Annotated in this window: 14 protein-coding genes, 1 tRNA gene and 1 riboswitch; of the genes, 8 read left to right on the plus strand and 7 right to left on the minus strand. The window is 58.6% G+C overall.

Going from position 1 to position 12,616, the window contains the following annotated elements; all coding sequences use genetic code 11:
* Nucleotides 1–41 precede the first annotated feature (41 nt).
* Nucleotides 42–539 carry a hypothetical protein gene (locus tag ACVW0B_RS01180; protein WP_457490746.1) on the minus strand — a complete coding sequence of 166 codons (498 nt, stop codon included), beginning with the start codon at nt 537–539 and terminating at the stop codon, nt 42–44.
* 155 nt (nt 540–694) lie between these two features.
* Between ACVW0B_RS01180 and bchM the strand changes: the two genes are divergently transcribed.
* Nucleotides 695–1,360 (plus strand): magnesium protoporphyrin IX methyltransferase, encoded by a 666-nt coding sequence (gene bchM / locus ACVW0B_RS01185; RefSeq protein ID WP_414343655.1) that lies wholly within the window; start codon nt 695–697, stop codon nt 1,358–1,360.
* 422 nt (nt 1,361–1,782) lie between these two features.
* Here the strand turns inward: bchM and ACVW0B_RS01190 are convergent, their stop codons facing one another.
* The 4 genes from ACVW0B_RS01190 to ACVW0B_RS01205 all read right to left on the minus strand — a co-directional run bounded on the left by ACVW0B_RS01190 (nt 1,783) and on the right by ACVW0B_RS01205 (nt 5,232).
* Entirely contained in the window at nt 1,783–2,508 is a 726-nt protein-coding gene (locus tag ACVW0B_RS01190) for a HEAT repeat domain-containing protein (RefSeq protein ID WP_414418200.1), read from the minus strand.
* A gap of 106 nt (nt 2,509–2,614) precedes the next feature.
* Complete coding sequence (locus ACVW0B_RS01195) at nt 2,615–3,385, minus strand: peptidylprolyl isomerase (protein WP_457490747.1); 771 nt, start codon at nt 3,383–3,385, stop codon at nt 2,615–2,617.
* Between the two features lie 76 nt (nt 3,386–3,461).
* The gene (locus ACVW0B_RS01200; protein ID WP_457490748.1) at nt 3,462–4,217 is read right to left on the minus strand and encodes a hypothetical protein; all 756 of its coding nucleotides are present in this window, start codon (nt 4,215–4,217) and stop codon (nt 3,462–3,464) included.
* Between the two features lie 82 nt (nt 4,218–4,299).
* A complete protein-coding gene (locus tag ACVW0B_RS01205) occupies nt 4,300–5,232 on the minus strand; it encodes a DUF1517 domain-containing protein (RefSeq protein ID WP_457490749.1) in 933 nt (310 codons plus the stop codon).
* 218 nt (nt 5,233–5,450) lie between these two features.
* Between ACVW0B_RS01205 and ACVW0B_RS01210 the strand changes: the two genes are divergently transcribed.
* The 3 genes from ACVW0B_RS01210 to nusB all read left to right on the plus strand — a co-directional run bounded on the left by ACVW0B_RS01210 (nt 5,451) and on the right by nusB (nt 9,477).
* Complete coding sequence (locus ACVW0B_RS01210) at nt 5,451–6,311, plus strand: Cof-type HAD-IIB family hydrolase (RefSeq protein WP_457490750.1); 861 nt, start codon at nt 5,451–5,453, stop codon at nt 6,309–6,311.
* 11 nt (nt 6,312–6,322) lie between these two features.
* The gene (locus ACVW0B_RS01215; RefSeq protein WP_457490751.1) at nt 6,323–8,482 is read left to right on the plus strand and encodes an ATP-dependent helicase; all 2,160 of its coding nucleotides are present in this window, start codon (nt 6,323–6,325) and stop codon (nt 8,480–8,482) included.
* 119 nt (nt 8,483–8,601) lie between these two features.
* Entirely contained in the window at nt 8,602–9,477 is an 876-nt protein-coding gene (nusB, locus tag ACVW0B_RS01220; RefSeq protein WP_414331399.1) for a transcription antitermination factor NusB, read from the plus strand.
* A gap of 5 nt (nt 9,478–9,482) precedes the next feature.
* Here nusB and ACVW0B_RS01225 read toward each other — a convergent pair whose 3' ends face one another.
* Nucleotides 9,483–9,926 carry a DUF29 domain-containing protein gene (locus ACVW0B_RS01225; RefSeq protein WP_414331397.1) on the minus strand — a complete coding sequence of 148 codons (444 nt, stop codon included), beginning with the start codon at nt 9,924–9,926 and terminating at the stop codon, nt 9,483–9,485.
* 89 nt (nt 9,927–10,015) lie between these two features.
* Nucleotides 10,016–10,087 (minus strand) — tRNA-Gly (locus tag ACVW0B_RS01230).
* A gap of 233 nt (nt 10,088–10,320) precedes the next feature.
* Between ACVW0B_RS01230 and ssuE the strand changes: the two genes are divergently transcribed.
* The 4 genes from ssuE to ACVW0B_RS01250 all read left to right on the plus strand — a co-directional run bounded on the left by ssuE (nt 10,321) and on the right by ACVW0B_RS01250 (nt 12,613).
* Nucleotides 10,321–10,848, plus strand: coding sequence for an NADPH-dependent FMN reductase (gene ssuE, locus ACVW0B_RS01235; protein WP_414331394.1), 528 nt, complete (start codon nt 10,321–10,323; stop codon nt 10,846–10,848).
* Between the two features lie 232 nt (nt 10,849–11,080).
* Nucleotides 11,081–11,162, plus strand: a riboswitch (Glutamine riboswitch).
* 79 nt (nt 11,163–11,241) lie between these two features.
* The gene (locus ACVW0B_RS01240) at nt 11,242–11,415 is read left to right on the plus strand and encodes a DUF4278 domain-containing protein (RefSeq protein WP_457490752.1); all 174 of its coding nucleotides are present in this window, start codon (nt 11,242–11,244) and stop codon (nt 11,413–11,415) included.
* Nucleotides 11,416–11,707: 292 nt separating this feature from the next.
* Nucleotides 11,708–11,947, plus strand: a complete 240-nt coding sequence (secG, locus tag ACVW0B_RS01245; protein ID WP_011433676.1) for a preprotein translocase subunit SecG — start codon at nt 11,708–11,710, stop codon at nt 11,945–11,947.
* Nucleotides 11,948–11,959: 12 nt separating this feature from the next.
* Entirely contained in the window at nt 11,960–12,613 is a 654-nt protein-coding gene (locus tag ACVW0B_RS01250; RefSeq protein WP_414343667.1) for a YqiA/YcfP family alpha/beta fold hydrolase, read from the plus strand.
* The last annotated feature ends 3 nt before the right edge of the window (nt 12,614–12,616 follow it).

The raw sequence follows: 12,616 nt of genomic DNA on the forward strand, positions 1-12,616 counted from the left end.
GCTTTTCCCAAGACAAGAACAAGAACCTTTACCCAGCTCTTTCAGAGAAGGGCAACCAGCAAAAGAATCACCCCAATTCCAACAATCAGTACAGCTCCCCCCAGCCACACCCAGGAGATGCGGGACCTGCTGCCTATGTCGGTTTTCCTGACAGGATTCTCCGGCGCAGGTTCAGGCTTTGAGTTGACCGAATCCGGGGCAACAACTGTCAGATCCTGCAGTAGGCGATCGCCTTTTTTTTCCAACAGAACTGTGGTTTCTTCTGAGGCCAGCAGCGGGTTCAACAAGGGGGCCGTTTGCTCCCACTCGTATTCAGAATGTCCCGACTCACGCCCGTACACCGTGACCTGCTCTAAGCCGGGCAAGCCCAACGCCCTGAGCTCCACCCGCACCCGTTCCGTGAGATGGGGGTAGTCCACTCGGGCCGAGGAGGATCGATTCAGAAGAACATGCAGATGACCTTGGCGGCGTTTGACCGCGATTTTGACCGGGGCAGCCAACCGAGCCTGCAACGCTTGGGCAATCTCAGCTTCGGTCATGGTGCAGCATCCAAGGTGTGCGGGCTAATTCTAATACAATCCTAGAGCAACCGTGCAGAGGGCTACGGGGCCTCGGGGTAGAATGGGATGCGCGTTGGCGAAGAAAAGCAGAGCGTTCATCTTTTTCTCTCGCCGGATCCCTAGCTGGAAGTTCTATGCAAGAGAAAACCATTGTCCGCGATTACTTCAACTCCGTTGGCTTCGAGCGCTGGCGGCGCATTTATGGTGAAGAAGAAGTCAATTTCGTCCAAAAAGACATCCGCCTTGGCCATGCTCGCACAGTAGAGACGGTGTTGCAGTGGTTGGGGGATCCCTCGGGTTTACGCATTTGTGATGCCGGATGCGGGGTGGGCAGCCTCAGTTTGCCCTTGGCCACCAGAGGGGCACAGGTGTTCGCCAGCGACATCTCGGAACAAATGGTGAACGAAGCACGCCGCCGCCAGCAAATGGAGTTGGGATCCACAGACAACCCACACTTTTGGGTCTCGGATCTGGAGGAATTGACGGGGGAATACGATGTCGTCATCTGCCTCGATGTGATGATCCACTACCCTGAAGCCGAGGCCCTGCGCATGCTAAAACACCTGACCCGCCTGGCTCGGTCCCGCCTGATCTTCAGTTTTGCCCCCAAAACCCCCTGGCTGACGCTGCTGAAGAAAGTGGGAGAGTTCTTCCCCGGCCCCAGCAAAACCACCCGCGCCTATCAACACCGAGAGGCGACCTTGGTGAGCCAATTAACCGAATGGGGCTGGAAAGTGCAGCAGCGACAAACCATTCGCAGCCGCTTCTACTTTGCTTGGCTCCTCGATCTGGTTCGGTGACACTCGATCTGGTTCGTTAAACGGGAATGAAACATTTTCGTCTAGCTCCCCTCTCCCTCTGGCAGCGAGGCTGGGAGTAGGGGCAGCAGCGTGGAATGCTTGGGGAGTGTCTCAATCTAGTTTAAAAATGACTATAACGATCAGCTGAGGTTATCCAGTTGCTGATACATTTACGCTGAACACTGCTGAACATCACTGTTCAACTATGCAGCGATAGCATTCTGTTTGTTTCCAAACAGAATGGCGGTATCCCGCAAAGCTTTGAGTAGAATACCCAAAGCGCAGTTTCCGTGTCGTCTTACTACCAATTTTCTGCTTTGCTTTGGCTACCATGTTGGCAGACTCGAAAGTAAACAGAAAGATCAACTGGTAGTAATCCGTACTGAACATATTATACATTATTTTCAGTATAGTTGAGCTTATTATTGACTAGAGTCATGCTCCAGCAAATCGGGATCCGCCAACTTTTGTAGGGCAAGCCGCGCGTCATCCCGCACCCCCCAATCGGGATCGCGACTGGCGCTGGTCAGCAACTGCCTTGTTAGCATCGTGTAAACAATGGGATCCTCGAGAGCCAGTTTCACCTGTTGCCCCAGGATCCCTAAGCTCCAGGCACAGTTGCCGCGTACCGCTGCGATTGGATCTTGAGCCAAGCCCCGGCAGAGAGCTGCGACCACCTCATCCAATGCCGGGCCAGGCAACGCCTGCGCCTGGGCCAGTTGTCCGAGGGCACTGGCAGCCCACAATCGCACTGCCGCGATATCCCCGGCCAACACTTCCAGCAACACCGGGTACGCCCGCGGATCCTTGGCATTGCCCAACGCCCACACCAAGCCTTTGCGCACATAGCCGTTCCAATCCCAGCGCAAGCCCTCGATCAGCACCTCCACCTCAGCGGGATCCGGATTCCGACCTAGGGCATAGGCTGCTCCCACCCGCACCAACGGGCAGGGATCCCGGACTAGGGCCAGCAGGGGTTTAACGGCGCGGGGTTCTTCGATCTCACAGAAGGCGCGGGCCGCCTGCATCCGCAAATAGGGATCCGGATCCTGCAACTGCTGCAGCATCAGCTCCACATCCACCTCCGGCGGTGAGTGAGGTGGCAGCTCGTCTAGGGGCTCAAGGGGGGAAAAAGCGTCTTCTTGCATGAAAGGGTGCCCAGGTGTTGGCGGAGGGGACGGGGGCAAAACTTGCCCTTCCCCAAGGCAAAAGCCAGAGCCACAACAACCAAACCAGCAGCAGAGTTGCTGCCCATCATAAACTGCCGGGATCCTCCATCTGATCTGCTCTTTCCGGTTGGGATCCCGGCACCCTAAGCAAGTCCGCTCCTTCCAACACCCGCGCCGAGCGGATCACATCTCCCACCTGGATGCGCTCCACCCACTCCATCCCCTCGGTGACGTAGCCGAACACGGCATAGCGCCCGTCCAAAATCGGCAGAGCAGAGAGGGTGATGTAAAACTGGGAAGAGGCTGAGTCAAGTGGGCTAGAACGGGCCATGGCCACCGCCCCCAAACGATGGGGCAAGAGCAACTTACTCAGAGCAGCGGGATCCTGGATCAAGGTGTTGTAGCGGGGGTGGGGTTCCCCACGCAGCTGAATTTCCAGGGGGATGGTGCGCAGGCGGTTGCTCCCCGGCTCTGTTGCACCCCCTGTACCGTCACCACGGGGATCCCCACCCTGCACCACAAAAGGCTGCGGATCCTTTTCCACCCGATGGAAGGTGAGGCCATTGTAAAAGCCCCGCTGAACCAAATCCACGAACTGGCCGCCGGTCAGGGGTGCCGCTTCCCCGTGGATCGCCAAGATCACCTTGCCTACCCCCTCAGCAGTTTGCACCTCCATCTCCACCACTGCCTTCCCTTGCAGTTGCGGGCGGCTAGCATAGGCCGCCGGGATCCCCGATGTGGATTCTGACAAGGGGGGTGTACTGCGACAAGCCAACAGCCCGAGACAGAGGTATCCCAGAACTAAGCCCACTCCCACTCTGCAGCGGCTCATTCGCCCCAGCTTGGCGAATTTCATCTGCCCCTTCTCCTTCAATCCAATCTCCCACCCTCCAGGCGCTGCTCAACCCAGCAGGGATCCCTATCCAGGTGATTCAGATCCGCTGCGACAGCCCCAACTGCAAGGTAACGCTTTGAGCGCCATTGCTCACCCTCACACCGTAGGGGCTGATGGAGGTAACCCGCCACTCTGCTTTTACCGCATGGCCAACAGCCACCTGACGTACTACGTTGTCGATCAAGATCAGAGCCTTGGGGGCACCTGGATCGTGGATCAATCCCACCAGCTTCATCTGCGGCAGAGGCTGGGGTGGGATCCGCGCTGGCACCGGAGGCGCAGGTACCCTGGGGGGAGAGGGAAGACCAGCCCCTCTTGAAGCAAGAGGAGCGGCAACAGTCGGCGGTTTTGCCGGTTCGACCAAGACAGCCTTTGCAGAATCCTCAGGTGGAGCTTTGGGGTTTTCATCCACATCAGCAGCAGTGGGAAGCAAGGGCTCCTGGTGAGCATCGGAATGGGAAGAATTGGGTGCCTCAGCCAAGGGATCCCGAGTGGCCTGCGAAAAAACCACCGCCCGCGGGCGCAGGGTTATCCAAAAGGCCAGCCCTGCCACCAAGGTAGCGGCCAAAGCCATACCCAGCAGTAATCCTCCGGCAGCAGAGAAGCGCCGGGAAGGCAGTGGGGGCCGTGTGCCGAGGTAAGGATATTCGCCGGCTTCTGAGAGCCCCTCTTCCAAGCTGTTCTCCAAATCCTCGAACAGCTCATCCAACAGAGAATCTGCCTGCTTGACTTGGCCAGACCATGCCCAAGGGGAACGACGGCCTCTGCCCGCTGAAGCATCTAACCCGGACATACAACCTCCCTAGCCTGAGCGGCGGGGATCCCGAGGAGTTGAGACACTCAGCCAACAGTTGCCGTCTATCGCCCAAAGGCTCTCAAAGGAGCCGCATTTCCGGGTACTCGGTCAACAGCGCCTCTGCCGACAGGGTGTCTCCCTCCAACTGCGGCGTCCACAGCACTTCGATGGCCACAATCCGATCTGCCGGAATCGAAGCCAGCTGCAACAGGCACTGCCGCAGATCCGCCATGGAGTTAACTACAGGTAGTGTACCCAAGTTACCACGATACGCAACCAGTAGAGTTACCAGCAGGTACTCGCCAACATCTGGGATCCCAGCAGCAGATCGCTGCAGCGCCGCTTGGGAGACTTGTTGGATCTGGTTGTTGCGGTTGCTGAGGCTTTCGACGCTGAACTTGCTCCGTTCTTGTAAAGAGGCTTGATAGAACAGGGATTCGGCGCGGGAGAGGGGCAGCTTCTCCGCTTGGGCATGGCCATAGGCCCAGTAGTCGCTGTAGCGCATCAAGCCAAGGGTGACCTCTTGCAACAGTTGGCTCAGCCCTTCTGGCGACTGAGTATCCGCCTCCAGAGCCAGAGCGTTCATGTCTTTTTGCAGTTGCCGGGCGCTGGCCAGCAGTCCCACTTTTACCTGCGCAACAGTTACCTGGGGATCGCGAACCCCAATGCTATCGTCCCCTTCTTCGGATCTGATCCCCGAGCGCAGCGTCTGCACCAAAAAGCTACCTGCCCCAACCAAGAGCAGCAGCGTCAGCAGGCCGCCACCCCCCCCTCCCCAGAAAAAGGGCACCAGCAGCGGAAAACCAAAGCCGCCTCCATAGCTGGGGTAGACAGGAGCTGAGTAGTGCGGGCCAATCGAGCGGGGGGCAGAGAACGTCGGAGACCGGAAAGATCCGCCGCCAATGCGACCGCCACTGCGTGCCCAAACAGCGCCTATGGGAGACAGGGCCAAGGTCAAGGCCAGGGCAATGGCCAGCAGAGGCCGGCAGACGCGACCGATTCGTTTCAGCATGATCACAATGTTTTCGTCCATCACGGGGCTAGTCTTTATTCTACGCTTTCTCGTTGGCGGGAATAGGGGCGGAAACCGATCCCCCACCCGGCCATCTCACTTGTTCAATTCTTCTGTGTTGATTCTTTGTGTACTGAGCCGGCCAATGACCGTCAACCAATCGAGGCAGAGCCATGCTACGGTCTGGAAGGTTGCCAGGAGGAGGGCAAACAACAGCAATGCAAACTCAGGCTAACGTCCAAGCCGAGGAAAGAGAGCGGGCATCTTCTCCACCCCGTGCCCAGATTCGGCTGTTGGTGGTGGATATCGATGGCACGATTGCCGGGCCTTCCAACCAGGTTTCAGAGCCGGTTCGGGAGGCCATTCAGAAGGCCAAAGCAGCAGGGGTGCGAGTAGCCATCGCTACGGGTCGCATGCATCGTTCTGCCGAGCGGTTCCACTACGCGATTGGGGCCGATATGCCCCTATGCAGCTACCAGGGGGCTTTAATTCGGGATCCCGATAGCCAAAAGACCCTAAAGCACTGGAGCCTGGACTGGCCGCTGGCCGAGGAGTTGTTGCAAGCGTTGCAGGATCAGCCGGTGGGGGTTCACCTCTACATCGATGACCAGCTCTATTTGCGGGAGCTGAGCCCTCTCAGTCAGGCCTATGCTGAGCGCTCTCAGGTGCCGTTCCAGATGTTCTCTTCCGCCCAATACGGACGAAGCCCCACCAAGATCCTGGCTGTTTCTGAGGATACCGAGTTCCTGCAGGAATTGCAGGGATCCCTGCGGCGGCGGTATTCCCCTGACCAGCTCTACCTCACCCGTTCAGAGCCGATTTTTCTCGAGGCTACCCATCCGGCGGTGAACAAGGGCAATGCCGTTCGTTTTTTGGCGGAGGAAATGCTGGGGTTGTCGGCGGAGCAGGTGATGGCCATTGGCGATGGCGACAACGACATTGAGATGCTGCGGTATGCGGGGATCGGGGTGGCGATGGGAAATGCCTCGCCAGCTCTCTTGCCCCATGCCGATTGGATCGCCCCTCCTGTGGCAGAAGACGGGGTGGCGGCAGCCATCGAGACCTTTATCCTGGGCTAGGCAGGGATCCCATGCTGGGTCTGGCTTCTTCTCCCTTTCCTGAGCTCACCCTGCGTCCGGCGCAGCAACAGGCGTTGGCCTACCAATCGGGGCCGCTGGGGATCGCCGCCGTTCCGGGGAGCGGCAAGACCTTTATTCTGGAGCTGTTGATCGCCGATTTAATTCTCAATCGGGGGATCCCACCGGAGCGCATCGGGGTGTTCACCTACATGCGTTCGGCGCGGGGCAACTTGATCAGCCGCATCAATCAACGTTTGCAACGGGCGGGGTATCCGGATCGCTTTACCCAGGCCTTTACCCTGCATTCTTTGTCGTTGCGGGTGTTGCGGGAGGCCCCCAGCCGTTGGGAGGAGCTGTCTATTTTGGAGGGATACGAACAGGAGCGGTTGCTCGGCCGCCTGTGCCGCGCTTGGCTCGTCCGCCATACTCAGCTCTGGGAGCCGCTGATCCCCGGCGACAACAACCCGCAAAAGATCGCCCAAAACCGAGCCCAGTTCCGGCGCAGTTTCCAGCAGATGGTGCAGGTGGTCATCAGCAGGGCCAAGAATCTGCGCCTGGGGCCAGAAGTGATCCCCAGCGAGGGCTATCTGGGCTGGGCTGCTCCCATCTACGCCGGTTATCAAGCGGAATTGCGTCGCCTGGGCAAGTTAGACTACGACGACCTGGGCTGGCAAGCAGTGGATTTGATCGAGGGCAGTCCAGAGCTGCGGGAGCAGGTGCAGAACTGGTACGACTACCTGTTCGAGGATGAGGCCCAAGACAGTTCCCCCCTGCAGGAAGAGCTGCTGCGGCTGCTCAGCCAACGCACCGGCAACCTGGTGCGGGTGGGGGATCCCAACCAGAGCATCATGGGCACCTTTACCAGCGCCGAGCCGCGGCTGTTTCGCGCCTTTTGCCAGGCCAGTCCTCAGGTGGTGCTTTTGGATGAATCCAGCCGCAGTGCCCCCCAGATCATCGCTTTGGCCAACCGCCTGGTGGAGTGGGTGAATCAGCAGCACCCCATCCCGGCTTTGCGCACCGCTCTGGCCCCCCAGCCCATTCAACTGGCCACCTCCGGTGGCCAAAACCCCCCGGCCAGCGAGGGTGGTGTGGACTTTCTGCGGGTCATCGGATCCCCGGAAGAGGAGCTGCAACAGGTGGCGCGGCAGGCCATTGCAGCCGCCCAAGCTTTTCCCGGCCAAACGGTGGCCATTCTGGTCACCACCAACGAGCTGGGGGGCAAGGCCCTCAGCTATCTCCAGGAAATGGGAGCGGAGCGGGTGATCGATCTGTTGCGGGGCAGTCCCAGTCAGCGGCGGGTGTTGTTGCAGCTCAAGGGAATCATCGACTGGTTTGCCCAGCCCACTGCCCCCACTCGCTTGGCTGCTGCTGTGGATTGCTTGGCGGATTGGGCGGGGATCCCACGTGCTGAACTGGGACCGATGTTGAGCTGGATCCGCGCCTCTCTGCCGGAGCGGCTGCTATTTCCCAACTTCGGCGAGGCTCCCGCTCTGCCCGATGGCCCGCCTTGGCAGAACTTGGGCAGGCTGCTGCGCACCCTTGCCGGTTGGCTCCGGGCCGGGCGCTCCCCTTGGCCGGAGGTGCTGAATGTGATCGTTCAAAGCCTCTACCGCAAGCCGGAAGAGCTGTTTGTGGGTCGCTATGTAATCGATCAGCTGGAGCAGGTGCTGGGATCCCTGCCCGAGATCGATTGGCAGGAGATCGCCCAAGAATTTCAAGTGATTCTGGATCACCGCCTCAACAACTTGCCTTCGGAGATCTTCGCCTTCGACCCCGAGCCGGGCAGCATCACTGTCACGACTCTGCATCGGGCCAAGGGGCTGGAATGGGATCAGGTGTTCATCCCCCAGGTGTCGGCCTACGAGTTTCCCACCCAGTACGGGGAGCGGCCCCTGGGGCTGAGGTTTTTGGATGAAGTGGATATGCAGGCAGAGGCCCTGGCTCAGTTGCGACAGCTCAGCCCCAAAGGCGGCTGGGATCTGCAGGCCGACTCGGCCACCAAGCAAGCCTTTTTGGACTTGGCAGCGGAGCGGCTGCGGCTGCTGTATGTGGGCATCACCCGCAGCAAACGACGGCTCACCCTCTCGGTATCCAGCCAATCTCGCTTTGGCACAGAGCAGAGTTCATCTTTGGTGTTTCGGGTGTTAAGTCGCAGTTTTAGGGCCGGTTGACCGAGTGAGTCTCTCGTTCTTCATGGATTGGCAACCTGCTAGCATGGCTAAACCCGATAGCGCTTGCGCGCCGCCTTGCGGCAATGGGGCAGTCTTTCAGAAGCTATGGATATTCTGCAATGCAACCTCGGCGTATTGCCCGCGAACTGGCCCTGCTGGGGGTCAATCAACTGCCAGCCACGGCGGCCAAACTGAGCGAAAAACAACTGGAGGACTTGCTGCTGGCAGCCATCCGCGCCCTGAGTGAAGAGACCCATGAAACCCTCTCCACAGCGGCGGCGGAAATCCAGCGCAGCGACCGTTTGTTGCACGAGAGCGATCCTCTATTGTTGGCCGATTCGGATCCCAAAGAAGAGGGTGGATCCCGCTCCGTCACCCTCCGCCTTCAGCAGGCCCAACGACACCTGCAGCGCCTGGAAATCACTCTGAAGGAGGCGGACGTTCCTGACCCCAATGCCTTACGGGGGGAATTGCTGGAGCTAATCCAGCAGGTGCAAGTGGCCCTCGGCAACGCCGGCCAAGCCTTAGAACACCTGGAACAGCGGCTGCACAGCGTCCGCCACATCTTGGATGAGGTTGTCCAGTTGTCCCAAAGAGCAGTCAACCGGGTGGGCGTTGCCCTGTCCATGCCGGAACTGTTGTACATTGCCCAATCCCAAGAAGTGCGCGCCTACGCTTTGCAACTGTTAACTGCCCTGCGAACCCACAAGGAGGCGATTGATGCTCGTTTGCAAAAGGCTTTGGTGGGTTGGCAATTGCAGCGGGTTGGTCGGATCGAACGAGATATCCTGCGCCTGGCGGTGGTGGAGATGGAAATACTGGCCAGCAGCCCCGTGAAGGTTGCCATCAACGAAGCTGTAGAATTGGCCAAAAAATACGGGGATCCTGAGGCCGCCGCTTTCGTCAACGGAGTGCTGCGACGGGTAGTGGACAGCCAGATGGAGACCCACCGGGGTCGGGATCCCTCCCTCCCTGGTTCTGGTTCCGGGGGCTGAGCAGATCACTGGGGATCTTCCTTGCCAGGATAAAAGTCGGGATCCATCACCTGCTCAAATGTGTAGGGACACTGGGCAGGCAGATCTGCTTCAGACAATGGCGTTTCTCTCACCACCAACAGGATCCCGTCCTGGTGAGCCTCTTGCAGGGCTGCCGAAAGATCGGGCTTGAGGCTGGGACTGTCTTTGAGCAATCGCTGGATCTGGCGGCGTTGTTCAGTAATCGTTGCCCGCCAACTTTTGCCTCGCAGGTGGGGTTGCAATTGCCACTTCAGCAAATGCCCTACCAGGATCCCCAGCCGGTGCAGCAATTCCCGGCGTTCTTGCCTGCCCAAAGCCTCGATTTCCTCCACCAAGTTGGCGATATCCAGTTGATCCCACTGCCCCGATTTCAGCAGTGCGGCTTGCTTTTGCGTCCAGGCATAGAAGTCGTACTCGTAAAGTTGCATGCTTCCTTACCCTGAGCCCATCGATTTCCCGGACTAGGCCAAATCCGGGAATGCTTGCGGAAAGCGGGTTTTGCCGGTTGGTTGGGGAAAGCGGGCGATGAGACTCGAACTCACGACATCCAGCTTGGGAAGCTAGCGTTCTACCACTGAACTACGCCCGCGTAAATCAATCTCAAGTTTAGCAAGCTGAAACCCTTGCTGAATCTAACCTATCACGTTCCCGACCCCTTGAGTAGGTGGGGAGTCGGGGGGCATATTTTGCCCGCAATTTGACCAGCAGGGAATGACGTCGAGAGACAAAGCTATCGTGCATGCTGGGGCAGGGCGAGAGTGGGTTAATCATCTTTCACGTGGGATCCCTGGTACAACTGAGGCAGTATTCTGTCTGCGGCCTATGTCCAGCATCCTCCTGCTCTCCGGTAGTCCCAGCACTCCTTCTCGCTCAGAAGCCGTTTTACATCACGCTGCCGGGATCCTGTCCGATCTGGGATTGACCACTCAGTTTGTTTCGGTGCGGGATTTGCCCCCAGAGGATCTGGCACTGGCCAAGTTCGATAGCCCTCAACTCAAGGCAATTCAGCAAAAGGTGGCCCAAGCTACCGGGATCGTCATCTCTGCTCCCGTTTACAAAGCCTCCTATCCAGGTGTGTTGAAGGCACTGCTGGATTTGCTGGATCAAGACGCCTTTACCGGTAAAGTGATTCTCCCCATTGCCACCGGGGGAACCCTGGCCCATCTGCTGTCCATCGACTTTGCGATGAAACCTGTGCTGGCGGTGATGGGGGCAACCCACATCCTGAGAGGGGTTTATATCCTGAGTTCTCAAATTCAGTTGGACGCTGCCGGAACACTACAGCTAGAGGCCGACATCGAGGAACGTCTGCGAGCAGGGCTGCAGGCACTTGCGCAGGCGGTGAAATAGAAGAAATCAGAATTTTGCGGAGACTGGCCGAATACGGGATTGGTGCCCTGGGCCCGGAACCGGTTGCGGCAATCTATTCCGAAAAGTGCATAGGTGATTGCCCAGTCAGGCCCGAGAAGCCGCGGAAGAGCCGACGGCAAGGGATCCCTTTTGCGGGTATGGCCGGATTAAATTTCTATAAATCCCCCAAAAAACCTGCAAAACCGTAAGTTATGATACAGACATAGGATAAATCGTTCATCTCTGCAGTTGGCTCACCAGTGGCCTGGAGCTGTGCAGAGACGGAAGTAGGGGTCTTCCCGAAGGAACGCGCCTCAACTGAATCGCGCCACTCTTTCCGTGGCGTAGGGCCCAACGACAACAAACTCAACCCTTCGTTGATGGAGGCGATATATGAAACTCTCTTTCCGTGGCAACACCTTTGACTACGTTCCCGCGCATACTCAGCTCAGTGATGAGGAGTTGCAAGCTCAGTATCGCGGTCAAACCTTCTGTGTGCACCACACCAGCAAGAAAGCGATGTCTCACCCTCATCAGCCCCTGACTTACCGGGGCGTAAGCTACTGAGGTGGATGCTTTTCACCCTTGTTCTAGGTGAGCTGGGGATCCACTGGAGATCTCCATAGAGATTCGGAAAAGACCGAGCGGCCCCGTTTGGGGTCGTTTTTTGAGGCAAAGCAACACCCCCAGAAGGAGCAGCACCCGTTCCACCTGAGAAGCAAGTAGATGGGTCTGGGCCTGCCGAGTTGAGTTTGAACGAGTTGAGTTTGAAATGGGAGCGATGCCGAGACAGGGTGCGCTAAGATGCGGTTCCAAGCGATAATGGCCTTAGCAACTTGCCCTACAGGGATCCGCTGCGATGGAAGCGTTTTTCGAGTTTCTCTGGTCGGCTTCGGCCATCTTGCTGGTGATCTTGGTGCTGCTGCACAGCCCTAAGGGGGATGGGTTGGCGGGCATTGGCGGGCAGGCCCAGCTGTTCTCCAGCTCCAAGAGTGCTGAGCAAAACCTCAACCGCATCACCTGGACGGTAGCGACCCTTTTCCTCTCCATCAGCGTGGTGTTGGGGGCGGGCTGGCTCTCGGCAGCCACAGGGCCATAGGGATCCCTTTCCGTGTTGGCGATTTACCTGCATGGATTCGGCTCTGGGCCGCAGTCGGCCAAGGCAACTTTCTTTCGGCAGCGGCTGCAGCAGGTGGGGATCCCTGTTCAGGTGCCCGATCTGAACCAGGACAATTTTGCCCAGCTCACCTTGACCCGCCAGATCCAGCAGGTTTCCAGCCAGCTTGCCGAGATGAACTACCCCCCTGTCACCCTCATCGGCTCTAGCTTGGGGGGCCTGGTGGCTGCTTGGGTTGCCGAACGACAACCTTGCGTGCAGCGCTTGGTGCTCTTGGCGCCGGCTTTTGGCTTTTTAGGCCATTGGCTGCCGCGGCTGGGGGCAGAGGCGGTGGAGACTTGGCAGCGAACCGGACAACTCATGGTGTTTCACTACGGAGAAGGCCGCCCTCTCCCTTTGGAGTACGGCTTTGTTGCCGATGCCCAGCGCTACCCGGATGGGGGGTTACGACGGCCTGTGCCCACCCTAATTGTGCACGGGATCCAAGACGACACCATCCCCATTCAAGCCAGTCGAGACTATGTGGCCCGTCGCCCCTGGGCCCAACTGGTGGCGGTGGAGAGCGACCACGCCCTGACGGATGTGTTGGATCCCATTTGGCAGATCACCAGCCGCTTCTGCGGGTGGGGGATGGAGACGGGGCAGTAGGGT

It is taken from the genome of Thermostichus sp. MS-CIW-23 (assembly GCF_054059455.1).